This window comes from Koromonas humicola, from assembly GCF_059726255.1.
On record NZ_AP040873.1, the window covers coordinates 4,403,328 to 4,427,906 of the forward strand.

20 protein-coding genes are annotated in these 24,579 nt (G+C 55.8%); 7 read left to right on the plus strand and 13 right to left on the minus strand.

Annotated features, from left to right (window positions below; translation table 11 throughout):
- The first annotated feature begins 34 nt into the window (after positions 1-34).
- The 3 genes from AC6IZD_RS19175 (at position 35) to AC6IZD_RS19185 (ending at position 2,653) form a co-directional block, all read left to right on the plus strand.
- Entirely contained in the window at positions 35-1,180 is a 1,146-nt protein-coding gene (locus AC6IZD_RS19175) for a site-2 protease family protein (RefSeq protein WP_497785287.1), read from the plus strand.
- Positions 1,181-1,250: 70 nt separating this feature from the next.
- Positions 1,251-1,691: a PaaI family thioesterase gene (locus AC6IZD_RS19180; protein WP_497785288.1), complete on the plus strand. Its 441-nt coding sequence runs from the start codon at positions 1,251-1,253 to the stop codon at positions 1,689-1,691.
- A gap of 62 nt (positions 1,692-1,753) precedes the next feature.
- A complete protein-coding gene (locus AC6IZD_RS19185) occupies positions 1,754-2,653 on the plus strand; it encodes an Fpg/Nei family DNA glycosylase (protein ID WP_497785289.1) in 900 nt (299 codons plus the stop codon).
- 114 nt (positions 2,654-2,767) lie between these two features.
- Here AC6IZD_RS19185 and AC6IZD_RS19190 read toward each other — a convergent pair whose 3' ends face one another.
- Genes AC6IZD_RS19190 through AC6IZD_RS19235 form a run of 10 tightly spaced genes read right to left on the minus strand, consistent with a single transcriptional unit; the run spans position 2,768 to position 9,790 of the window.
- The gene (locus AC6IZD_RS19190; protein WP_497785291.1) at positions 2,768-3,313 is read right to left on the minus strand and encodes a ubiquitin-conjugating enzyme E2; all 546 of its coding nucleotides are present in this window, start codon (positions 3,311-3,313) and stop codon (positions 2,768-2,770) included.
- 9 nt (positions 3,314-3,322) lie between these two features.
- Positions 3,323-3,670: a DUF2752 domain-containing protein gene (locus AC6IZD_RS19195; RefSeq protein WP_497785292.1), complete on the minus strand. Its 348-nt coding sequence runs from the start codon at positions 3,668-3,670 to the stop codon at positions 3,323-3,325.
- On the minus strand, positions 3,667-4,308 hold the full coding sequence (locus AC6IZD_RS19200) for a GYF domain-containing protein (protein ID WP_497785293.1): 642 nt from the start codon (positions 4,306-4,308) through the stop codon (positions 3,667-3,669). Before AC6IZD_RS19200 ends, AC6IZD_RS19195 begins: the two co-directional genes overlap by 4 nt.
- A gap of 11 nt (positions 4,309-4,319) precedes the next feature.
- The gene (locus AC6IZD_RS19205; RefSeq protein WP_497785294.1) at positions 4,320-4,793 is read right to left on the minus strand and encodes a TM2 domain-containing protein; all 474 of its coding nucleotides are present in this window, start codon (positions 4,791-4,793) and stop codon (positions 4,320-4,322) included.
- Positions 4,794-4,804: 11 nt separating this feature from the next.
- Positions 4,805-5,371 carry an NINE protein gene (locus tag AC6IZD_RS19210; protein WP_497785295.1) on the minus strand — a complete coding sequence of 189 codons (567 nt, stop codon included), beginning with the start codon at positions 5,369-5,371 and terminating at the stop codon, positions 4,805-4,807.
- On the minus strand, positions 5,368-6,411 hold the full coding sequence (locus tag AC6IZD_RS19215) for an FHA domain-containing protein (protein ID WP_497785296.1): 1,044 nt from the start codon (positions 6,409-6,411) through the stop codon (positions 5,368-5,370). Before AC6IZD_RS19215 ends, AC6IZD_RS19210 begins: the two co-directional genes overlap by 4 nt.
- Positions 6,401-7,237, minus strand: coding sequence for a Mov34/MPN/PAD-1 family protein (locus AC6IZD_RS19220; RefSeq protein ID WP_497785297.1), 837 nt, complete (start codon positions 7,235-7,237; stop codon positions 6,401-6,403). Before AC6IZD_RS19220 ends, AC6IZD_RS19215 begins: the two co-directional genes overlap by 11 nt.
- Positions 7,230-8,429 carry a HesA/MoeB/ThiF family protein gene (locus AC6IZD_RS19225; RefSeq protein WP_497785299.1) on the minus strand — a complete coding sequence of 400 codons (1,200 nt, stop codon included), beginning with the start codon at positions 8,427-8,429 and terminating at the stop codon, positions 7,230-7,232. The genes AC6IZD_RS19220 and AC6IZD_RS19225 overlap by 8 nt, the downstream gene beginning before the upstream one ends.
- 8 nt (positions 8,430-8,437) lie before the next feature.
- Entirely contained in the window at positions 8,438-8,707 is a 270-nt protein-coding gene (locus AC6IZD_RS19230; RefSeq protein WP_497785300.1) for an EsaB/YukD family protein, read from the minus strand.
- Positions 8,708-8,728: 21 nt separating this feature from the next.
- A complete protein-coding gene (locus tag AC6IZD_RS19235) occupies positions 8,729-9,790 on the minus strand; it encodes a S1C family serine protease (protein ID WP_497785302.1) in 1,062 nt (353 codons plus the stop codon).
- A 462-nt stretch (positions 9,791-10,252) separates the two neighbouring features.
- Here AC6IZD_RS19235 and AC6IZD_RS19240 point away from each other — a divergent pair, with 462 nt between their 5' ends.
- The gene (locus AC6IZD_RS19240; protein WP_497785304.1) at positions 10,253-13,690 is read left to right on the plus strand and encodes a TonB-dependent receptor domain-containing protein; all 3,438 of its coding nucleotides are present in this window, start codon (positions 10,253-10,255) and stop codon (positions 13,688-13,690) included.
- 193 nt (positions 13,691-13,883) lie between these two features.
- The gene (locus AC6IZD_RS19245) at positions 13,884-16,229 is read left to right on the plus strand and encodes a glycoside hydrolase family 3 N-terminal domain-containing protein (protein WP_497785305.1); all 2,346 of its coding nucleotides are present in this window, start codon (positions 13,884-13,886) and stop codon (positions 16,227-16,229) included.
- A gap of 6 nt (positions 16,230-16,235) precedes the next feature.
- Here AC6IZD_RS19245 and AC6IZD_RS19250 read toward each other — a convergent pair whose 3' ends face one another.
- Positions 16,236-17,582, minus strand: a complete 1,347-nt coding sequence (locus AC6IZD_RS19250) for a glucoamylase family protein (protein WP_497785307.1) — start codon at positions 17,580-17,582, stop codon at positions 16,236-16,238.
- A 154-nt stretch (positions 17,583-17,736) separates the two neighbouring features.
- On the opposite strand from AC6IZD_RS19250, the gene AC6IZD_RS19255 reads away from it, so the two are divergent.
- A complete protein-coding gene (locus AC6IZD_RS19255) occupies positions 17,737-18,777 on the plus strand; it encodes a LacI family DNA-binding transcriptional regulator (RefSeq protein ID WP_497785308.1) in 1,041 nt (346 codons plus the stop codon).
- A 57-nt stretch (positions 18,778-18,834) separates the two neighbouring features.
- Here the strand turns inward: AC6IZD_RS19255 and AC6IZD_RS19260 are convergent, their stop codons facing one another.
- Positions 18,835-19,665, minus strand: a complete 831-nt coding sequence (locus AC6IZD_RS19260; RefSeq protein WP_497785310.1) for a transglycosylase SLT domain-containing protein — start codon at positions 19,663-19,665, stop codon at positions 18,835-18,837.
- Positions 19,666-20,019: 354 nt separating this feature from the next.
- Between AC6IZD_RS19260 and AC6IZD_RS19265 the strand changes: the two genes are divergently transcribed.
- Positions 20,020-21,384 (plus strand): L-cysteine desulfidase family protein, encoded by a 1,365-nt coding sequence (locus AC6IZD_RS19265; protein WP_497785311.1) that lies wholly within the window; start codon positions 20,020-20,022, stop codon positions 21,382-21,384.
- A 903-nt stretch (positions 21,385-22,287) separates the two neighbouring features.
- Here AC6IZD_RS19265 and AC6IZD_RS19270 read toward each other — a convergent pair.
- A complete protein-coding gene (locus AC6IZD_RS19270) occupies positions 22,288-24,384 on the minus strand; it encodes a winged helix-turn-helix domain-containing protein (protein ID WP_497785312.1) in 2,097 nt (698 codons plus the stop codon).
- Between the last annotated feature and the right edge of the window lie 195 nt (positions 24,385-24,579).

The window sequence follows — 24,579 nt, forward strand, 5'->3', positions numbered from 1 at the left end:
TAGTAATGGCTTCGGCAGAGGTAAATCAAATCGCATGAGGCGCTGGTCCATTCCAGTACTCGATGTTTTCGGAATCCATTTCCGGGTGCACTTCAGCTTCCCGCTGATGTTCTGCCTTGTGTGGTTTCTCGAGACCGGACGCGGCCCGGAGGTGGGGCTGCGCAGTTTCGTGCTGATGTTACTCGTGCTGTTCGCGGTAATCACGCACGAGGTAGGTCACGCTGTTGCGGCCGCACGAAATGGAATTCGGGTGCGCAGCGTAGTGCTGTTGCCCATTGCCGGTATCTCGCTGCTGGATGAGCAGGCACAGCGCGGACTGGATGCGCGCCGCGAAATTCGGATCTCGCTCGCAGGTCCAATCGTGAATCTGGCGCTTGCGGCCCTAATCGGCGCAACGACACTACTTCTTCACCCGCATGTGCAGTTGTTCCATTTCCCATGGCTCACGCCTTTTGATCTTCCTCGCAGCTTCTTCTGGGCACAACTGTTCGTGGCCATCCTCAATCTGTTGCCTGCGTATCCGCTCGACGGAGGCCGCGTATTACGCGCAGTGCTGGCGACGAATGGAGACCAGGTGACGGCGACGCGCCGCGCTGTATCGGTGGGACAGTGGTTCTCGCTTGCGTTGTTCCTGTGTGGTGGCGCGATTTTCCTCGGATCGAGTTCGAGAAATCTTTGGATCATGATGGCTGGAGCGTTTCTGTTCCTTGCCGCGCAATTGGAAGATCGCAGCATGATTCTGCAAGCAGTGCTGGAGCGAGTTCGAGTGCGAGATGTGATGATCACGGATTTCATCACGCTCTCACCGGCGGATACGCTTGCCGATGCTCTGCAGCGCTCGGTTGATCCTCCGCAGGAAGAGTTCCCTGTGGTGCGTGACACTGACATGATTGGCGTCATAAGTCGCCAGCAAATGGTTGAGTGCATCGAGGAACAGGGCAATGGATACGTGCAATCAGCGATGCGACGTGAATACCCGGTAGCAAGTCCGCAGGAGTCGCTCGCGGCAGTGCTTCGCCGGATAGGGCAAGGAGGTTTGGCGATGATTCCGGTTGTCGAATCCGATTACCTGGTCGGGATCATCACGTTCCACAATCTCATGCGCAAGCTTACGGCGCTCTCGCTACGCCGTCCGTCGGCAAACACCACTCCGACTAACGCCCCCGCCCCTCAACCGTAAAGGGCAATGCCGCGATCTGCTCGATGCGTAGTCTGAATCGATATTTGTCTATCTCTTGCAAGGTCAGGAAATGTCAACACCAGTACAGGCAAAGACCGTAAAACCGAAAACGCAGAAGTGTTACGTATGTGGCCCGCAGAATCCCCATGGCATGCGGGTGCCCTTTTCCCCGGATGGCCCGACAGGTAGTCGCGCAGTGTACGTGGCGCGTGACGAGCATAATGGATGGCCGGGGATACTGCATGGAGGCGTGACGTTTTCGTTGATGGACGAGGCGCTGGGCTGGGCGGTGCATTTTCAAGGAATGAACGGCGTTACGGCTAAGGCAGAAACGCGTTTCCGCGAACCTATTCCGGTGGGAGCAAAAGTCGTTGTTCGTGGATGGACCATTGAACAGCGCCGTCGCCTAATGACGGCCCGTGCGGAAATCCGAATGGATGACGAGGCGCAGACATTGCTGGCTGAGACCGACGCGACGATGTTCCTGATGGATACAGATGAGAGTGACTGAACCCTTCGCCAAGCAGGCATAATCTATTGTGGTGACCCGGGGTTGCGGGTGATTACTGAAACATGCCGGAACTGCCTGACATTTCCGCATACATCCATGCTCTCGAGCCGCGAATCGTTTCGCAGCCGATAGAGCACATACGCGTGGCCAGCCCCTTTCTGCTGCGCACTGCGGAACCCCGCATTATTGAGCTGGAGGGCCGGGCGGTGCGCGAATTGCGCCGCATCGGTAAACGAATTGCCATTGGTGTCGAAGGCGACTTGTGGCTCGTGCTGCATCTAATGATCGCCGGTCGCCTGCACTGGCGACCCCTTGGTGCGAAGCTTTCCGGACGGCAGAACCTGGCCGCATTCGACTTCCCTACTGGCTCGCTCGTGCTTACGGAGGCAGGCACCAGGCATCGCGCTTCGCTGCACGTTTTACGTGGAGAAGACGGCTTGAGGTCGGTCGATCCCGGCGGCATAGATGTGTTCTCAAGCGACCTTGAAGCTTTTCGTACCGCGCTTACAGTCGAGAATCGGACACTGAAACGCGCTTTGACTGATCCACGTATCCTGAGCGGAATCGGCAATGCGTACTCAGACGAGATATTGCACGCCGCGCAGCTATCTCCTATCGCGCAGACACACAAGCTGAACCCAGAGGAATGGGCGCGGCTCTTCAGTGCGATCCGCGATACGCTGAGAACTTGGATTGATCGGCTTCGAGATGAGGCAGAGAAGAGTTTTCCCGAGAAGGTGACAGCTTTTCGTGATGGAATGGCCGTGCACGGTCGCTACGGAAAGCCTTGCCCAAGATGTGGCGACCCGATTCAGCGCATTCGATACGCCGACAATGAGACAAATTACTGTGCGCGGTGCCAGACTGGCGGAAAGCTGCTTGCCGACCGCAGTCTCTCGCGCCTGCTGCATTCAGATTGGCCTCGCACGATGGACGAACTGGAAGCTCTGAAACGCAGATAGAGTAGCGATTGGCGCTCCAGGGTTGATGTAGCGTACGCATTGCGCTCTCCCACCTTAGCTGCGCACAGCGCGTCGAAGGTGGGGCACCCGTCGACGAAAGCGAATGCAAACCCCTCAGATTCTGATCTTTGTGCTCCAAGGATTTTCGGTCGATGTTGAGTCTCGCGTACCAGGCGCGGTCACCTGTTGTTCCAAAATCGGAGGCGCCATGGGCCGGGGATCTACCGGGAGCAGGTTCGCGTGTTCGGCCGCCCATTTTGCGGCCAAGCCATTGAGCGGGCTTTTAGTGTTGTATTCCTGGTAGGCAATCATGCGTCCTATGCGCACGATGAGGTCGTCAAGCGATTCCGAGGCGGCCCAGAAATCTCCGATGCAGACGCTGCTCTCGTCGAAGTTGGGATGAAAGACGGGAGTTAGCATCCGACATTGCGGAGCGCGGCGCGGATACCCCAGCGTGAGATTCACTTCCAAGGTGTGGGAGCTACGTTCCAGAATCTCGCCGGCTGGCGCGACGTACAGGCCCTTGATCGCGTAATGAAATCTGTACACCTCTGGAGGCATTCCTGCTGTCTCGGTGATCTGGATGAGAGGCCAGTTGGAGAAGCGGCGAACAAGGTTCTCGTGGTCCAACATGAGACGTCGAATTCGTGGTGAAGCCATACGGAGTCCTCAGAAGTGAAACATGTTGCGAGCCGCAGTCAACACGACCAGTGAACAGCCTAATGCAAATCCTACGACGTTGCCGTACCGGCTCAGCCGCTCACGAAAGGACCACAGAACAATTCCTGCTATGGCTAAGGCCGGGAGTAAGGGGTTAAAAACGAATGCGCGAGCGATATCGCCGCGGAGTAAAGCCGCAATTGCGCGAGTCGAACCGCAGCCGGGACATTTCCATCCAGTTATGGAGTGGAACAGGCACGGTGGGTAGAACGCAAATTGTTCGGGCGGGAAGCGAAACAGCACAACGGCCAGAATCACTCCCGCCAGAAAGCACGCGCCTTTGACGCGCTTACTCATACTGTCGCGTATGCCTGCTGCTCCCGAGCCGCGCGAATCTTGTTGAAGTGATACTGGAAATAGATCACGTTGAAGAAGAACGTCATCACGCCACTCAACGAGAGGCCGATGTTCTCCGCGCCATTGAAATGATCTTCCAGAGCGCCTTTCAGGGTGAAGTATCCTGCGATCGTAAAGCCCACTCCCACCAAGTACATCACACCACGGAGAGCGCCGACTGCAGGATCGTGGATCTGTGCGATCCTGATAAACTGCGACCCAAACACCAGAACGATGCCGATCAGATACCAGAGAACGGCCTTGGTTTCCGGTACTAATCGTCGCACATAGCTGCCCTGGACGAAGAACCAGACGATGCTGAAGATTCCGCAGGTCACGATGCTGAGCGCCAGAACGGCAGCCCAATGCAATCCGGGCGGTAGAGGGTACTCATTCTGAACTGGCTGGTACGTCTGCGCCGCCTTGGGAGCAGGAACGGGAATGGTGCCGATGACAGATGAAATGGGCATCCACTCGGTCATTGCTTCACTGCGTGCAAGGTCGGTGAGCAGTATGTTGCCTGTGCCTACGTACCGCTGTAAATCGGCTAGCGAGTAGGGGCCGAACTCCTGAAGGTCACGCTTGATGTAGTAGTTCATATGAGTTCCCTTTATTTGAATGGCACACCAGAAGCATCAACCGTAACAGTGCACACCTCAACGATTGCCCAGATAGCACTGATGAAAGATCCAATGAAGAGTGTGAGCAAGGTGATGAGAAGCTGCGCAACTGCGCGCCCGGTGTAGCCGGCGTAGAAATTGTGGACGCCGAAGACTCCGAGAAAAATGCCGAGAAGGATGTAAGCGATGCGCTCCTTCTGTACGTAACCAGGACGAACAACTTGGGGCTGTGCGTACGGGATCTGTTGAGCATTTGGATATGGGGGGACAGGAGGAGGCGCGCCGATACCGACTCCCGGTTGCGGAGTTGGTGCGATGATGACGGAAACGGGCGTAAACTGCGCAGACCCTTCGGGACGTGCCAACTCCATAGGTTGAATGTTCCCGGAGGCGATGTAGGTGCGCAAATCAGCCTCGGTGTATGGACCGTACTCCTGGTTTCCGCGACGGACAAAGAAGTTCATTGTTCTCCCCGTTAGTGAAAGTCCTGTCCATCGCCATCACGCGTGATGGTGCAGGCTTCGATGATTGCCCAGATTTCGCTCGCGATGGACCCGTAGAAGCAAGTAAACACAGTTAAGCAAAGTTGCCCTGCCGCTTTGCGGTGGTATCCGGCGTAGAAGTTGTGAGCGCCGAATGCTCCGAGAAAAACGGCAAGCAGTACAAAAGTCGTGCGGCTCTTGCGGGCCTGAACTCCGGCATATCGTTCAGCCAGACTCAGCGGTGGCGCTGAACTCATGGTGCTGACGACTCCCGGCATCGGAGGTGGCGGAGGCATGTTGGAGGAAAGCATTGGAGGCGGAGCGATCGCAACTGGCGCAGGCGCTTCCGATACAGTCTCTGGCTGCTGAACTTGAGACAACTCTCCGGCTGAAACTCGTACGGTTGGCTCATCGCTGGGCGCATGTGAGCATCCGAAGACCGTGCAGCCACCGTTCTCCTCAAAGCAATCGGTGTGGTGTGGCGTTTCGCAGCCGGGACACACCGTTCTCGCCTCGCCCTCTTCTATGGGGCAGCGGCAATATGGACAAATCGCACTCACCGCTGCTTCTCCTGGAAGCGGAACGTATAACGCCCAATCTGCACAATATTGCCTGACCCGAGCACCGCCGACTGTCTCGGCTGGCCGTTGACGTAGACTTGGCCGCTCGCCTGCAGGTGGACGTGCGATCCCTTAATTTCAAGCACAGCGTGCTGGCCCAATATGTCTCGATCCTTGAATAGATAAATGTCCGATTGCTGGTTGCTTCCGATTATGGTCCGAGACTTGTAGAGAATGAATTGCTTACCAGCCAGGGGGCCTGCCGTTACATAAAGCCATCGGTCTTTGAGCGCGCTTTCTACCAGGCCCACCGCGACTCCGGTGAATACTGCGAAAAAGCAGAATCCGACAGCGCGGCTCGGGGCTCCGCCGTGTGTTGCAAACGCAATTGGATCGAAGATGATGCCCCCAATGCCAGCGCCTAGCATCCCGCCCAGCACTCCATAACCGGTCTTCTTAGCCGACTGGCCAACAATTCCGTACACAACACCAGCGGCGGCACCAAAGATCATCCAGGCAAACCCGCGTGCGACCCAGAATGCGGGACTGTGGGTGCTCTGAACGCCGAGAGACGCAATCAATGCGATGCCGATATTGAAGAACACATTCGCAATAAGGTCGAATATGAAGCCGAACACGAAACCCAAGGGGAGTGACAGCAGTCCGCGCATGACGGCCTTCTTGGCCGAGCGCTCTACAACGCTTTCTGCGATCGCAAAGCTCAGGCACATCATGGTGATGATGGCCGGCAGCATGAGCGCATTTCCCCAATGATGACCTTCACCGTCCACAAATCCGGGTTCGGAGATGCCCCAACCGATCAGCGCTCCGAGCAAGCCCGACAGACCCAGATACACCCAACCCCGCAGGAATATGCTGCCCTTCTCCTCGGGCGCGACAAAGTCTTGCGGCGCATCCTGGATGCTGCCGTAGTTGCGCGCTCCGGCCGGTGCGGCTTCGGGCTGCGCAGCGGGCGCTTCCTCGGCTATTACCGTGGCGAGGTCTTCCAGCGATATGCGGATTTTGTCCTTATCTTCCACTTGGGTCCTTTCGTGGCAGCATGTCGGAATTCTGCGGCGAAGCTTGCGGCTGTTGAACCTGCGAATTGGGCAATCCTGCATTGGGCGTGGCACCCGAATGTTGCCGATCGTAGATGCGCGGATCGAGAGGCTGGCCAGTGTAAGGATCCACCGGAATCGCAATGACGCGCTCCGGAGGGGTGAATACGTACAAGCTCAGCAGCATTCCCAATCCGAACACGGCAATGTAGGAGAGTACGGTTAAGATCCAGCCAAGGTAGGAGATCGTCGAAGCTTCGGTTTCTGGTTCAGCGATTCTTTCCGCTTCCTTGTGTGTTACTGCACCGAGCGCGGGTTCGGAGCGCTCTTCCGGAGTTTCGCCGCCTTTGGGATCGGAGACCGTGATCTTCTCGGCGCGGCGAATCTCCTCTCCCTGCCAAACGAAGCAGCCTTCCTCATCGCTGACTGGGTCAAAAACCCATGCCACCTGTCCGGGGGAGGAGAAGAAATTGCGATGAATGAAGGTGTCGTGGTCGGAGAGGAAGACGCCAAATCCAGGATGCGAGTGATACCAGCCGATGATGCGATCGTCGGGGAAATCGCGATCCTTCACCTTGTAAATGTGCTGCCACGTGTCCTGGGTGAAGGTGACGTGCGTTCCCGCTTGCTCCGCTTCGAGTCCGGATATGCTTGCCGTAATGACTGAGCGATCCTCGTCACTGCTGCCAATCAGAACTCCGCAAATTTCGGTGTCGAGCTCGGACCGAGCGTGCTGGCGGATATTGCGCAATACTTCGGCATCGATTGTTACGGCATGGCACGTTGCCTGACGTGTCTTCTTACTCATGCGCCACCTCACGGGCCAACGCTCCCAGCACAGTTGCCTCATCTCCGGCGATCAGATAGGCGATCTCGCGGGTGCCATTGCGTGCGATAAAAACATCAAACGGAGGCAGACCCAATGAGTCCAGAGTCCTTTGGCCGATTTCGTCGCGACCGTCATAACTGTGTACGGTCCGCACCACTCGCATCTGGCCGTCGTGAGGGCAGCGGCCCTCTTCAGACGAAACCGATCCGACGGGCACGAACAGCTCCTGCCGCTCGCCGCACGAGGGACATTCCAGTGACGAGATGACATCGCGGCTGAAATCGATTGCCACCTCGTCTGCGTTAAGGTCGCTACAGGCGCGCTTGTATAGCCAGTGCAGCGTCAACGCAGATGACGCGTCAGGCAGGCGAACAATCTCATCAAGCGTGTAGTGACTGGTGCAGTCGGGGTTTTCCGTGTACTCCACTACGTAAGACGTGTGGTTCAATCCCTCGAATACATACCCGCGTCCAGCAAGCGTGGGGAGTCCATGCAGCAGCTTGACCGTCTCCTGCACTTGAATTCCGCCGATAATCGACGAAATAGTCGGCGTTGTTGGTACCTTTCCGGCAGGTTCGGCTTCTCGCAGCAGAAGATTGCAGGACATTCGGCGATTCAGCAGAGCCCAGTCCACTTCGCCGAGTGTGCATTCGTAGCAGGGCGCTTGCCCGGGCAGGAAAACGCGGGCTACGCCATTGATCCCTTCGATTGCACCATCTACCCAGGGGCGGTTCATGAGCCAGCAGCACCGGTTGATCCACAGACGTGCTTCTCGATTATCCAGACCTGCGATGGCCACGTCGCACCAGTCGAAAAGTCCCAAACCTCCAGCCTGCGTGATGTTGAGTGCAAGCGGTTGAATGCGCAGTTCGGGCTCGAGTTCGCGAGCGGCAGAGGCAACGGCCTCGGCTTTCAATTGTCCGACATCACTGCGGCGACACAGCACGGCTCGTGAAAGATTCGACACTTCGAGGCGATCGAGATCTACGACTACGACCTGCCTGAATCCGAGCAAGACGAGGTTCTTGAGAATCTCGTTCCCAAGCGCGCCTGCGCCTATCAGCAAAACCCGAGTACGCGCGATTTTTTCCTGATTCCACCAGGGAATCAGGCTGAACCGGCTGAACCGATCCTCTTCCAATGCTTCTGCCGCAACTCTGATGGATTCCATGGGATGTGCTATCCGGCCGTAATTTCGGGCTGCAAGCGAAGGATGTCGCCGTCTTTTACTGCCGCTTCGGCCAGAGTCTGCGAGTCCTGAATCTGGCGGCCGGAGTTCTTGTGGTGGAACTTGTAGCTGAGCGGAGCGCCATCGGGACCATTGCCAGGCAGATTCAGTTTTTGGACAAGCACGGAGATGATCTTGCCCGACGCGGCATCGTCGGGTAGTTCAACAGGCACCCGCTTGTTTTCGGTTGAGTCGTATACGGTGACGTTAATGTAAGCCATGTTGCTTGCCTTCTCCCTGCATCAATGCGATTGCGACTGCCCACGCTGATTGCGGACAGCTTGCAAGAATGTCCGGTAGTGTTGGGCGCCATCTCCGCGCAAATTCCAGTCGGCTTCGTTCAGAATCACATCGGAACGTACTGCAAAGTTCAGGTTCTCGGAATTCGGATTGAAGCTCTTGTCCATCATCGAAGTAACCACGCCAACTAGATCGCCATTTTCGTCATACACGGGACCGCCACTGTCGCCGGGGCTGACCGGCGCTGAAATCTGGACGGTATTTTTGTCGAGACGCGACACTAGGCCCGTGCTGAGCGTGAACTTCAACCCCTGCGGGTGTCCGATCACGAAAACATTACGTCCGTCCTGCGGAGCTGCAATCGGCTGAACGAAATCTCCTGCTCCGGACTCACGCGGAATCCACAGCAAAGCCAAATCGAGGCGCTTGTGGGTGCCCACAACTCGCGCTTTTGCCCAACTTCCAGACTCACCGGTTACCACGGCCTTATCGACATTCGAAGTTACCGAACCGCTGCCGATCACGTGCCGTGCAGTGGCCACAAGATATCCGTCCCGGTCGGAATACAGCAGCATTCCTGCACCAAACGATGAGGAGGGGAGCTCGCGGTGGCTGAACCAGAAGTGCGACACCGGAGAAACAACGAGCACGAGCGGCTTGAAAACCTTTGCCACTTCAGCGCCGGTCAAAGTTTGTGCGCTTGGCAGATGTGGAAATTCCTGGCGCTCGTCAAATGAGGATAGAGCCCCGGAAATGTACATCGGTGTTGGGCCAGCAGATAGAGCAACAACGAAACCCAAAGTAGTAAGCAGCCCACTGACGATCAGCAATGTCGAACAGAAGCCAGTCCACGCCAGTTTGGTGCGCGCCGGTTGATTTCTGAACGATATTCGCAGCACGAGTACCACCAGGCAGAGGACGGGGAGTAGCAGCACAAGCACCCACATCAGCAATCGTACAGGCCACGAGATTTCAGGCTTTAGAGACGGCGAAAAGGGTGATGGCTCCTGGGTTGCGGAGCTTACCTGTGACAACTCGTCAGTCGAAACAAATACTTTGTCCATATTGTGATACTGCGGGCCGCAGTTCGATACAGGAGGAAAAATTGGACTGGGGCTTACCACATAACTTCTACAACGACTGCCTGCTACTTGGGAACGAAAATCTGACTCTAGAAGTCACCATAGTTACGCAATCAAGATATTGACTTCCGGCTGTTTATCAGTCACCGAGCCGCACGCTTTATCTGAGTTGTAACTCGCGCGAGAAATCTCGAGGTTGATGTTCGCGGTTCGAAGGAAGTTCTCGTGCTCAAGCCTGCACCAACACAAGTTTCCGGAAGAATTCTGGCGATCACTGAGAGGGGCTAATTCACTCGGGCTGGCCGCAAAGGGAGAGCGCCAGAGGGAACGGCAAACCAGAGTGGGTTGACATGCATTCCCGGCCGGTGTTAGTGTCTGGATCGCTAAATCGATTTAATAAATATTTAGCGCAGCGCAACTTTCGGCCGTGGAGATTGTAACCTCATGAACCAACGATCCCGACATTTTGCCACTGTGTTGCCGCTACTACTGATGCTTCTTGTGTCTCTTCCGGTAGTTGCGCAATTCAATGCAAGCTTGCAAGGCACAATTACCGACTCGACTGGCGCGGTCATTCCGAATGCCAAGGTCGTAGCAACGAATCAAGAAACTGGCGTTAGCCACTCGACAATTTCTGGCCCTCAGGGCTATTACCGCATCGGTGCTCTTCCTCCGGGAAAATACTCGGTGGCGATCGAAGCCACTAGCTTCGGAAAGAGCGTCACGACGGACGTCCTTGTGAGCGCTGAGTCGCCTCGCACGTTCGACGCATTGCTGAAGGCGAGACAGTCGTCAGAGACGATCACGGTCTCCGATGTAGCCGCAGGAATTGAAACCTCAACCGCTAACGTGTCAGGCACGCTGAACAGCGTGGACATCAACAACCTTCCCAGCACTGGGCGCAACGTGTATGACCTGTTGCGTTCGGCTCCTGGCGTTTTTGGCGACGCAGCGCGTAACAGCAACGGCACAGCCGTGGGCCTGGTAAACAACTCTGGTCCTAACGGCTCCGCGTCATCGATTTTCCAGACTGAAAACCAGGTCCAGATTTCCGGCAATGGCCAGCGCGTTTCGGCCAACAGCTACGAAGTGGATGGCGTCAGCGTAAACAGCCTCGAGTGGGGCGGCGCCGCGATTCTCACTCCAAACCTCGAATCGATCAAGGAAGTCAGCGTTACAACGAGCAGCTATTCGGCGGAAGACGGACGTAACTCCGGCGTTACCGTAAAGTCGGTTTCGCAGACCGGCACCAACACCTGGCATGGTAGTGCATTCTTTAAGGACGCCGAACCAGGCTTCAACTCTTACGCTCGCTGGGGCGGCCCGAATGGCCAAAAGCCCACCCGCGACAATGACAAGAATCATCAGTTTGCGGGAAGCATCGGCGGTCCGATTCTCAAGGACAGGCTGTTCTTCTTCGGAAGCTATGAAGGTCTGCGCCAGAACAGCAATCCTCTAACGCAGCAGTACGTAATCACTCCTGAACTTACCCAGCAGGTCCTCAGCAAACGCGCCGGTACTCCGATTGCATCGATCCTTGGTGCATCTGGCTATACACCTCGAGTTCGGCAGATCTTGAACGCTGATCCCGCGACCGCTTGCAAGAGCTTCCCGACGGGTGCCTGTCAGATCGTCAACGGAAAGTACGATCTGGGATCGATCACGGGTACGTATGGCAACTATGTTCAGGTGTACAACAACCCGACCGCGGCCGGAGTTGGTGGCGGACTCGATGGCATTCCAGACATCGAACAAGCCGTAGTGGATGCTCCGGGCAAGAAGATCGGTAACCAGTACAACGCCCGCGTCGATTACTCGCGTGGCAAAGACAATTTCGCAATCAGCACCTACATTACATATCTGAATAGCACGTCTGCATACGCTTCGAGTGGTTCTATGCCGGCCGCAGACGTCAACTACAAGCCAATCTCGCCGCTGGTGACATTGCTTTGGAACCGCACCATCTCGCCGACATGGCTAAACGAAGCTCGCGTCAACATGAGCCGCTTCGCCTATAACCAACTCGACTCCAACACCAACGTCAATTGGGGCTTCCCGCACCTGAAGGTTGAAGACCTGCATTCGATTGCCGAACTGCACATCGGTGCCGATCGCTCGGAAGGTACGCCGGGAGTGTTCGCTGAGAATCAGTACGAATTCCGCGACGTTGTGACGCATATTCTGAATAATCACTCGCTCAAGGCAGGCTTTGAATATCGCCGCGAGCAGGACAACAACAACCTCTTGGGTGGTGCTCGCCCGCTCTATTCGTTCGCCACTCTGTGGAACATGGCAAACGGCACGCCGATTTACGAAGCCATCAATGCAAGCCCGGTAACTGGTGGTCCCGCGGATGCTCAGCTTCACTTCCGCAGCACTGACATCGGCATGTTCTTGCAGGACGACTGGAAGGTTCGTCGCAACCTAACCCTGAACCTCGGTCTGCGCTGGGAGTACTTCGCTCCTTTGAGTGATGCGCATTCTCAGACTTCTAACCTGGTTCTGGGGACGGGACCGGGCTTGACGACCGCCCGCATCAAGCTTGGCGGGGACTTGACCAACAAGGACCTGAACAACTTTGCGCCGCGCGTTGGCTTTGCGTGGAGCCCCTATGCTGAAAACAAGATGGTGGTGCGTGGCGGAGTTGGTATTTCCTACAACCGCATCCCGAACTCACTATTCACGAATACGCATGGCAATCCTCCGAACTTCGCTCGCTTCGGACTTTGCTGCGGCACCTCCAGCGATGACTGGAGCACGCCTTTCGCGGGTGGCATGAGCTTCGCGATTGGCTCCAGCAAGTCACCAACGAGCTATCCGGTGAATACGGCTCTTGGCGGTGGTATTGACCCGACTACCAACCTGCCGAAGAACGGTGCCGTGGAAATCTGGAGCGCCGATCCGAACACGCGCACTCCGTACACTTATACCTACTCGCTCGAAATCGAGCACCAATTGCCGCAGCACATGATTGCGACGATTGGTTATCAGGGAAGCAGTGCGAGAAAACTGATCCGCATCGTCAATCAGAACTTCCTGCAGCCCTCTAGTGCCTACCTGATCACGGATAAGATCGCGCAGGACTACCAACCGATGGACGATGTCAACTCGGGCTTCAATTCTTTGAATCTCTCGTTGCATCGCGGCTTTGCCACGGGTTTGCAATTCGATGCGAAGTATCGCTGGAGCAAGAGCATGGACACGCTGTCCAACGAAGGCCCCGGTGCGCAGACGAACCAAGATTTCCCGATCAACCAGAAGTACATGCGTGGTCCCTCGGACTTTGACGCAACTCACTTCGTCGTCGGTTCGTTCATCTACAAGCTGCCCTTCTACAAGGGACGCACGGATGCCGCGGGCCTCGTGTTGGGCGGATGGGAAATCAGCAGCATCTACACCTGGCGTAGCGGCTTCCCTTGGACTCCGGAAACCTACACGCAGAGCTTGAAGTTGCCAACCGAAGTACAAATTGGTCCGGTTCGCCCGGTTCTGTATAAAGGCGGGGCAGGCTCGAGCGCAGACAGCGATACTTTCATGAAGGTCGGTGGAAACTTCCCGAACGCCGGCACGAATGCAGCGAACTACTTCACACCTGGACAGCTGAGCTTAACTACGCCTCCGGGAATCGGACGCAACTCATTCCGCGGCCCACGTTACTCTTCGTTCGATGCGACGCTGGGTAAGAACCTGCCGATTCCACACCTGTCCGAGAAGGCCAATCTTGATCTTCGGTTGAACGTCTTCAACGTGTTCAACAAGCTGAACCTCAATGACTTCGGTTATGCGAGCGACAGCACGCTGTTTGAAAGATCGACCTTTGGCATGGCGTCCGGAGCAAAGGCCGGTCGCGTGGCAGAAATACAGGCTCGGTTCAACTTCTAGGCCGAGTGATTGAAACAAATGGCGGTGGGCAAAGGTCCACCGCCGTTTTGTACCACGACTACACAAAACTATCTTTGCTAGTTGCTGACGCTAAGTCCGACGAGGCAACTGGACTTAACAGAGCCGAAAGGACTCTTTGTGCCCGGTGTGAGCCTGGCCTGATCGATCTGAGTTCAGAACACTGGAGACCCCGATGAGATCTACGAGTCTGAAATCAAGACTCATCCTGCTGCTTCTTATAATCCTTGTACTACCACAGGCAGCTCCGTTTAATTCGACATCATTTGCGAGTTCAGCTACTGCTACTGCTGCAAGCCCGCTATCTTCACCTGATATTGAGCGACGAGTTGATTCGCTCCTGAAGCAGATGACGCTCGAAGAGAAGATCGGTCAACTCAATCAATTTTCTGCCGGAGTACCAACCGGACCGGGCACTGGTCGCAGCGACTACAGCGAGATGATCGAGAAGGGACAGATTGGATCAATCTTCAATCTCTCTGGCGCCGAGAAGGTGAACGAGCTGCAGCGAATCGCCGTCGAGAAATCGCGGCTTCACATTCCTCTGTTGTTCGGTCTCGATGTCATCCATGGATTTCGAACGATCTTCCCTGTTCCGCTTGGGATGTCCGCAAGTTGGGACCCGGCACTGATTGAGCGCACGGCGCGAGTTGCTGGGCAAGAATCGGCCGCTGCTGGAATTCGTTGGACCTTTTCTCCCATGGTGGACATTGCTCGCGATGCACGCTGGGGCCGCATTGTGGAGGGTTCCGGAGAAGATCCTTTCCTCGGCGCGGCGATCGCGCGAGCCTATGTGCGAGGCTACCAGGGCAATTTGGACTCTCCCGATTCGATTGCCGCAACCGCCAAACACTACGTCGGCTATGGCGCGGCTGAAGCAGGTCGCGACTACAACTCTACAGAGATTTCAGAACACACCTTGCGCGAAATCTACCTGCCCCCATTCAAGGCGGCAGCAGATTCAGGCGTGCTCACCTTCATGAGCGCATTCTCGACCCTCAATGCTGTTCCCTCCACCGGTAACGCGTTCACCCTGCGGCGTGTTCTACGCGGCGAGTGGGGATTTAAGGGAATAGTCACCAGCGACTGGGCGTCGATTTCTGAATTGATCAAGCACGGTGTAGCCAACGACGGGCGCATGGCAGCGCAGCGAGCGTTCCTCGGTGGCGTCGATATGGACATGGAGAGCAGTCTCTACCAATCGCACTTGGCCGAACTGGTGCACTCTGGAGTCGTGCCTGAGAGTCTGGTAGATGAGTCGGTGCGCAATGTATTGCGGGTCAAGTTCGCGCTCGGCCTCTTCGAGCATCCATATGCGCCAACGAAAGAAGACGTCATGGTTGCACCGCTCCCACAGGCTTCGCGAGAACTGAGTCGGAAGATGGCCGAGGAGTCCTTTGTCCTGCTCAAGAACGACAACTCAAACGGCAAGTCGGTTTTGCCGCTCCAGGCACAAAGAGGAACGACGATCGGTGTGATCGGCCCATTCTCTGACAGCAAGCAGAACATGCTGGGCTCATGGGGCGCAGCAGGACATGCAGACGACGCAATCACCCTGCGACAGTCGCTGGAAGAGTACGCCAAGCCGCGGGGAATCAAGTTGTTGTTCGCCGAGGGCACTCCGATTCGAGGCGGTAATGGAGACTTTGCACGGGCTCTGAGAGCAGCACGCGCCGCTGACATCGTCCTGCTGACTGTGGGCGAAGAGGCGGACACGATGACCGGCGAAGCAGCATCTCGATCAGTTCTCAACCTGCCGGGGCGCCAAGAGGAATTGGTGAATCAGGTCGCCGCCGTGGGCAAGCCCACCGCGATGATCGTGTTTTCCGGACGCGCGCTTGTGCTGAGTGATGTGGAGCAGAAGGTAAACGCCGTTTTGGAAGCATGGTTCCCGGGAGTAGAAGCGGGTCCGGCACTCGTGCGCACTCTGTTTGGCGAAGTCAATCCGAGTGGACGCCTTACCGCCACGTTCCCGCACAGCGTCGGCCAGGAACCGCTGTACTACAACGAACTCAACACCGGACGGCCAGCGGATGGCGTTGACTTCTCACATCCCGGCACAACCACATTGGAGAAGTTCCGGTCTCGCTACATCGATGAGACGAATCTGCCGCTGTATCCGTTCGGGTATGGGCTCTCCTACAGCAGTTTCGACTACTCTCAGCCGATGCTGAGCGCGACTTCGATTAGCTCTTCGGCGCTGAACGGAGGAGATAAAACCGCCCAGCTCACAGTGTCTGCAATGGTGAAAAACACCAGCCAGCGAGCAGGGGATGAAGTTGTCCAGTTCTATATCGCACAGCGAGGAACCAGCGTGGCGCGACCGCGTCGTGAGCTGAAAGGCTTTCAGCGCATAACGCTCGCGCCTGGGGAATCGCGCAAAGTAGAGTTCGTCATCGACTTCGACACGCTGGCTTTCTGGAACGTAGATGGCAAGTTTACGACTGAACCGTCCGAGGTCAATGTGTGGATCTCGCACGACTCAGAGAGCGGCACACCCGTAAAGCTTGCCGTGCAGTAGCAAGCTTTACGGGTGTGCTTTAAATCCCACCGCCTGCATAGCGGCTTGCGCTTCCGGATTCGCCATGAACTCGTTCCAGACGAATCCGGTGCGCTGGTTTTCTGCCATCAACATCGTGATGCCCTGATCGATTCCCAGCACATCCGGATTCCACCAGTTGGTGAGCGGATTGAATGCGTCCGTAAACCCGTACTTTCCCCATGCCTGCGAGTAGTTCGCGCGGATGTTTCTAAGTACCTTGATGCAATCGGCATAGAGAAATGGGAGAGAGCCTCCGGCCGCGCACGGAACAATCGTCCCGTCAATTGCGCCCTTTGCAGGTGGACCACCCCAGGCCAGATAGCCTTTGGCCGAGTCAGACGCGGTGATTCCCCAGAGCGCATCGGTGTAATCAGAAAACTGGGATTGCAGCGAAAGGCAGAACAGCTTGTGTGCTTGGGTGGCCTTTACTGAGTTCTGGAAGTAATCGGTGTACTCGTCGCTCTTATTGCGGAAATCGAACCACGCGTGCGAGTACTGATGTGTGAAGAGCGGGTCGCCTGACGAAATGTAGCTGATCCCCTGATACGTGTACACCGGACGCGTCCACGCCTTCCATGTGTCGGGCGATAGTGGATGAGTGGGTGATCCAATACCAAGCAGGTAGATCATCATCAACTCGCAGTAGTGGCTCCACGTTGCTGACAGGAAGCCCGATTCTGGCATCCACCCCATCGAAAGCACCGTCCCGCCATTCTGCATCCAGGGCCAGTCCACGCGGTTGTAAATCTGCGTGGCGAGATTCACGATCTGCGCATTGCTGGCGAAGTGCTTGCGCGCGGTTAACACCCCACAGAGCAATAGAGCGGTGTCGATGGAGGAGACCTCACAGTTAAACGCACGCTTTCCCGTGGACCAGTCGATAAAGTGATACAAGAATCCGTGATTGCCTTCTACGGTGTTGAGAACCGTTTGTAGCGTGGTGATGACTCTCTGCTGCAGCGAGGCTGAATCCTTGTAGCCCCGTTGGTCGCCGATGCACAGAGCTGAAAGCGCAAAGCCGGTTGCTGCAATCGAAGCTACCGTATAGCTGTCCGTGCCGCTGACGTTAGCGCGATCCTTTGTGAGGCCGGTCTGCGGGTGCGACTGTTCCCAGAAGTACAGAAAGGCGGCGCGCTCGATGTCATCCATCAATTGGTCGTCTGTTCCGCTATATCCGGTTGGGGTAGAGCTTGCAGGTGCGCTCTTTCCAGAGGCGCATGAAGGCAGCCAGGCGAACGAAAAGACAGGCAATGCAAAGAGGGAGCGTGCTGCGTTGCTTAGGAAGGAGCGACGGGCAATGGACACCGGAGGCTCAACAATCTTGAGCTGCATAAGACCTCTACAAAATCGATTTAATAGCGATCAAAAGCATAACAAACCTCAATGTGAGGTCAATAGAAAAACGCTATCGGATACTTAGTTCTCTTGTCGCGCGCAGTTCCGTGTGCGACACTCTCTGCTAATGCTTCAGCGCAAGAGAACGAGAGTGCCGAATCCGGCAGAAGGCGGACCGAAACAGCCGCTTACGCTTAAGAGTTTGGCGGAGTATCTCGGTCTTTCTCCAGCGACAGTATCGATTGTCATCAATCAGACTCCTCTGTCGGCCTCGATTCCTGAAGCAACAAGGCAGCGCATTCTGAAGGCTGCACACAAGTTCAACTATCGCCCAAACATCGTTGCACGTTCCTTGCGTCAGCAGCGCACTTATTCCATCGGCGTACTCATTCCTGAACTGAGCGATGGTTACTCGGCCATGGTGCTGAGCGGCATCGAAGACTTTCTGCTGAAAAAAGGCTATGCATGGCTCGCGGCGAGTCACCGGCATAAAAAGAAGCTCATCCAGGAGTGTCCTCAACTGCTTTTCAACCGCGCGGTCGAAGGCCTCATCCTGATCGATACGCCGCTTGCGACTGATGTGCAGTGTCCAATCGTCTGCGTCTCCGGACACGACGTCAGAGAAGGCGTCACGAACATCGTCTTGAATCACAACAGGGCCGCCGAACTTGCTCTCGGCCACTTGATATCGCTGGGTCACACGCGGATAGCGTTCATCAAGGGACAGGAGTTCAGCTCAGATACTGACGTGCGCTGGAACTCCATTGTGACCATGGCAAAGAAGATGGGCATCGAGGTGAAGCCCGCTTTGTCCGCACAATTGCGCGGCTACTCGCCTTCTCCCGAGGTCGGCTACCAGGCAACAAAAGAGATACTCAGCCGGGGCGAGCCGTTTTCGGCGCTCTTCTCGTTCAACGACATTTCGGCGATCGGAGCCATCAGAGCTCTGCAGGAGTCTGGAAGGCGGGTGCCACAGGACGTCTCAGTAGTTGGATTCGACGATATTCGCTCGGCAGCGTTCCATATTCCTTCTTTGACGACAATTCGGCAACCGCTTGAGCAGATGGGATCGCTCGCGGCCGAACATCTACTCGCCCAAATCAGCGCTTCCACAAAACCCGCAATGGCTGAACTGCAAGTCGAACCACAGCTCGTGGTACGCGAATCGACCGCTGCGTTTTGCAATTCCTAAGCTAATCAAAGGGGAGTTGATCTCTGCGACTTCGTTCGTAGCTCTTGCGCCGGTGCGCTACGCCAGGATGGAAACTGCATTGTCGGTATCCGGGTCATCGCTGGCAATCTCAGCTAATAGATTTGCCAGTCGGAACTGCTCCCTGATGACATCGGCGAGTTGTGGCCGCGCAGTCTCGCCGAGACCAGAGCTAGGCATAATGCCGTTGGTAGGGTCAATTGCAGGAGTTGGAACTGTGTCAGTGAGCCGTTCTCTGAAGTGCGAGTAGACTTCCGCGACCGTGCGTGGCTCGCCGGAGGGCGCATAAAAGATAGACGTATTTGCTGCGGCAGCCTTCGGCAAAATGTCTGCGCCCAATGCGTTTGGATTATTGCGAACTGTTTTGAGAAGAGCGCCTGCGCCAGACGCTCCGAATAGGTGGGCAAGATAAAGTTCTGTTTCCCCAACTTTGCCTGGCACCTTCTGCTGGAGAGCGACACTGTTTTGTTTGTTCAGCTCGCAAGCCATTTCGGACGAGACGCGTGGGTCGTTCCGAAGGTCGAGAATCGCCTGCCGTACTTGCGGGTTCGCAACGTAGGCCGTACCATTCGCGCCAATCTCAATCTGGCCGGCATAGCTGCCCAATCCGTACTTTGCGCCACTCTGTTTCAGTGTCTGCAACCAGGTCTGTGATGTGAACTGGAAAAGGCCTGCCGCACTGCTATTGCTGGAGTGCGCCGCGGGATTCCCACCGCTCTCAATGCCCGCTTCCTTCATCAGGTATGAAAAGCTGACGCCGCTTCGAAGCGCTGCGCTGCGAATGGCTCCCCGAACTTGCTGCGAAACGCCTGCTGTATTTGCAGTAGAAACTTCGGGCTGTGCGTGATTGATGTCGCGGATTATATGCACGCCTCCAAGCACTAGAGTGCCCAAACTGAGACCAGCAAGTCCCCTGCCATAGCAGGGGACATCTGTGGGCGACGCTAATGCAGCGGGGCTAAGTTCTTGAAGCAATTGGATCAGAAAACATTGAAGCCACAATCGCATCAATCGAGAGCGACTCTTCCAGTCACCCTCGGTTAACGAATTCTAATGACCCTTTAATCGGTGGGAGGGCACTCTGTGATGATTCGCGATCGCTGTATGCGGGCGAATAGAAAACCGACAAGTTCCGGATTCGCGACAACTCGGGCAGTGATTGGGCATTCCTCAATGCACATGTGAACACCGCAAGCATTTTCCCCGTAGGTTCGTACTTGTAATATGGCATCTGTGACTACCTTTATGCCCTTGTTCAATATTGACTCCCTCTTCCGACAGATCCTCAAGCCTGCGCTGGGTTGCACGGAACCCGTCGCCGTGGCATTAGCCTCCGCAGCGGCGACCTGGGCTGCAAATGGCTGGACACCGCAAATCGAGCTTTCTGGCGCGCGTAGCGGACTTGGTGAATTGCGCGGACTGCATGTGCGGGTGAGCCGAAATATTTTCAAGAACACGTTTGCGATTCTGATTCCGAATGCGGCAGGGCACAAAGGAATTCTGATGGCAGCGGCGCTGGGACATGCTTGTGACCCACGCCAAGGCATGAACATTTTCGCGGAGTTGGACGAGGCGAAGGTTGGTGCGGCGAGCTCACTGGTACAGAGTGGCAAGGTGAAGGTGGAGATTGCCGAAGACGCTCCATCGGAGCTGTACATCGAAGTCGAGGCTGAGTTTGCGGCAAGCAGTGGTAGATGCATTGTCCGCGACGAGCACTCCAACATTGCTTGCCTCTCGCGCAATGGCAAGATCGTCTATGGCGCTCTGGAAGCACGGGCGGAGCAGCAAGTCGCCGACGAGGTGACCGCGTTGAAGGCGATGAAGATAGCCGACCTGCTCAAGTTGGTGGATGAGCTACCGGAGAGCGTGATGACGCTGCTGCGCACCACGGCGGAAATGAACGTGAAGGCTTGCAAATTAGGGCTGACGCGTCCCATGGGAATTGGCACTGGTTACTTTGGAACCGTGGACGAGAATGTGAACAGCTTCTCGCAGCACCTGGCTAGCCTGACTGCGGCAGGAAGCGATGCGCGCATGTCCGGGTTTCCTATTCCAGTCATGACTTCGGCGGGTTCGGGAAATCAGGGGATCATCGCTACGATTCCGGTGGTGACCTATGCAAGAACTCACAAGATAGATGAGCAGCGGATGCTGCAGTCTCTCGCACTCTCCCACTTGGTGACGATGTACATGACAAGCTACATCGGATACCTCTCGGCACTTTGTGGAGTTGCGATCAAGGCCGGCATCGGGGGCGCCTGCGGTGTGACATACGCAATGGGTGGCGGTACGGCGGAGGTGGAGCGCGCCATCAAGATCATGGCGGCGACGCTGACCGGCATGATCTGCGACGGCGCGAAGATTGGTTGTGCGCTGAAGGTGAGCAACGCCTCCGAGATGGCCGTGCGAAGCGCAGAACTTGCCATGCGGAAGGCTGAAGTCCCAGACGACAACGGAATTGTGGCCCCGACGGCAGAGGAAACGATTCGCAACCTGGCCGAACTCGGGCGTTCGATGGAGATAGTCGACCAGAAGATTATCGACATTATGCTTCAGAAATTGGGAAAGTCCGCCGCTCAGTCCAGATGAGTATTCGATTAATCACGTTGGCACGCCAATATTCAGACGGGAACGTCGTCCCACACCCATAGAGAAGTACGCTCAGGAACTGCGAGACATGGCTCCGATAATCACAACACTGCTGCTGCTTCTCTCTCTCTCTCTCTCTCTCTCTCTCTCTCTCTCTCTGCTGCTGCTCGTATTTTGAGCAAAGACTTGCTAGTTCAGGCACCGAACTGCGGCTCGTAAGCCATTTATTCTCAGCAGGTTAGTTGGACTGACTTCCGGAATCTTAAACTTAATGTTCGGCCGAAAGTGCTCAAATACAGGTAAAGACCAGCAGTTTGTGCCAATTATGAAAACAGCACAATTCTTGATGCAAGAATATGGCTGTATAGCTTTGCTCGGTAGGGTGCGGCGGCGATTTCGATTCCTTGGGGACTTTGTGCAGCGGCGTGGAGACGAGGTCGAGAGATTGGGTGGATTAGCTACCCTGGAAAAAGGTGTGGAGAGTTTTCATCCAATTCTTCACCTTCGGGCATTTCCCTATTCAGCATCTCTCAACCATCCCTAATTGGAGCAATTGAGTGTCAATGATGGCAGTATTGATCTGCACCGCTTAGCAAGATTCCGCTGCACTGGGCGGTATGCTTTGATGCGCATCAGGAACGCCCGAACTGAGTAGGGCTTTCCATGCCGATTCCTTTTCAGAGGCAACCTTCTTCTCTCCTAGTCGAGTGAATCTACTGCGGTGCTTTAGAGAAAGTCAATTGACGGTGCATTTGTCGGCTCGTAAGTGCTCCATGCTAGCAATGTGAGAGTAGCAATGGCTTGATTGATGACCTACTCTCTGTAGCCAGTCAGCGATGGTGCTATTCGCGGCGCCAGATCGCTCGGCAACATCCCTCATGAGTAGTTCATTTTTGACTTGGCTTACCGGAAATTCTCTACCAAGGTGACGTTGCTTTCCGCTCTTGCGAGTTCGGCCAGGAACAGCTGTTTGCCATCGGGAGTCAATGCGAGTCCGGCAAACGGGGTTGGATCATGTTTCATCACACGGACCACTTCCGTCTGCCCATTTTCTGGATGCAGCAGAACGATCGAAGAGCTTGCCTTGCGGGAATCGAGCAGATAGATTCCCCGAGAAGTCGGAGCCCAATAATTCTGGTGAGCTGTCACCGGGATATCTGCAATCTTGGTTTCGGGGCCACCACCAACTGGGCAGCGCCACAGTCCCGAGGTTTGGAATTTCGTGTAGTAGAGCAAACGTCCGTCGGCACTTTCTTTCCCAATCATGCCTCCGCCGGAGGTCATTTGTTGCGGAGGGGCCGATCCGTCTGCCGGAATTCGCCATATCTGCCAAGCGCCGGACCGGTTCGATCCGAAATAGATCCAACGTCCATCTGACGACCAACTTGGCACGATGTCGTTGGAATTCCCATTGGTCAGCATGCGAGGCTCGCCGCCGTTGGCGTCCATCAAATAGATATGACGAAAGCCATCGGGCCGCCCATCGAATGCGATGAGCTTGCCATCGGGGGACCAGTCTGGACTACCCGCATAATTCCCTGCGTTCGTGAGTTGGACCGGAGCTCGACCGTCTATACCGGCCGCCCAAATCTCTTGTGCTCCGGAACGCCATGACTGAAACGTCATTCGGTCTCCGCTTGCAGAAATTGACGGTGAAGAGTCCTGCTCGCTCGAGGTCAACACATCTTCTTCGGGCGCTTTCGAGCCTGCCTGCAGATTGATCCGAACGATGCTCCAGACTGCGTTTCCATGGCAGTAGGCCAAGCGACGACTCGAACGGGCGATGGTTGGAGCGTATGCGTCATCGGTTCCGACGGCTTCTCGCTGCGGTGTGCCTCCACCAGCCGACACCCTCCAGAGTGCCAGTGTGCCGCCACGATTGGAGGAGAAGACAATGGCAGAGCCGTTCGGAGTCCATGCCGTTCCGATAATCAGCCCGTGGTCAGATGTAAGCCGTCTCGGAGATCCATTTGGCAGATCCATTACGTATAGGTCTCGCACGGAACGGTCAGAACCTCGAACAAACGATAGCAACTTGCCATCGGGCGAAACCGCCGGCATCCAATCTCCGTCCCAGTCCGAGGGAGGAGTTGTAACCTTGCGGATGGCATGGCTCTTCAAGTCCAGTTCGACTATCTCGCTGGGACCGTTCGAGACAGCCCGTTGCGGAAAGATTAGTTTCGTGCCATCCGACGACCAGGTAAGGCCGCCATATTCCCAAACCGAATTGACGGGAAGTGTGTAAACCTGCTGTTCTGAACCTCCAACGGCTGGGACGACTTCAATAATGCTTGTCTGATCGGAGTGGCGAATGAGTGCGATGCTGTGTCCGTCCGGTGACCACGACGGACTCAGCTCCTCTTCGGGCGTAGTCGTTAAACGCACAGGAGCCGCCGAGTTCAACGCCTTTACATAGACGTGCCCGAGTCGCTCATCTGACTTAAGCCAAACGAACGCAATGGCATTTCCATCCGGAGAAAATGCTGGCTGCAGCACCGACCCAGGGTATGTCGTCAGAGGTAGGCTTATTAGGTTTTCAGACGATCGGCTGTTTGTGCGTTGCCAGACCAGGAATATGGCAATCGCGGTCAAAACTCCTATGATCGCGAAAGGCAAAACCCTCCGGCGTGTTCGTGACGTAACTGTAGGCGTTTGAGGCCGAACAGCAGGTTCTGGCTCGCGAGCCGGGGCTACCGCGGCAGCTTGGGGCGATACGGACGCAGAAACTGGTTCTTCAGCAACCGCGGTCACAGGAGCGATAAGCCGATAACCCACCTTCGGAACCGTTTGGATGGTGTGCTGCGACTTTGGGTCATCCTTGAATATGCGTCGCAATTCCGAGATGGCTCGGATCAGCACATCTTCGCCAACGAAAACATCAGCCCATACGGATGCGCGAACTTCCTCTCGAGTGACGACCTCTCCGGGTCGAGATGCCAAAGCCAGCAGCACCTGCATGACTTTTGGCTCGACGTGGATCGTACGGTTCTTGTATTCCACAGAGTTAATCTGTGGCCGAACCAGTCGCCCACCGACTTGGAAATCGCCCCGCAATATCACCTCACGCGATTGAAACGTGCTTGTAACGTTGTATAAACAATTTCTATGGACTCCATAACTCACGTGCTCTCAAGAGCTTGCGGCTACAGGAAATCCTCGGGTAAATGTCGCGCCCGTTCCCTCGCTATCATAAGC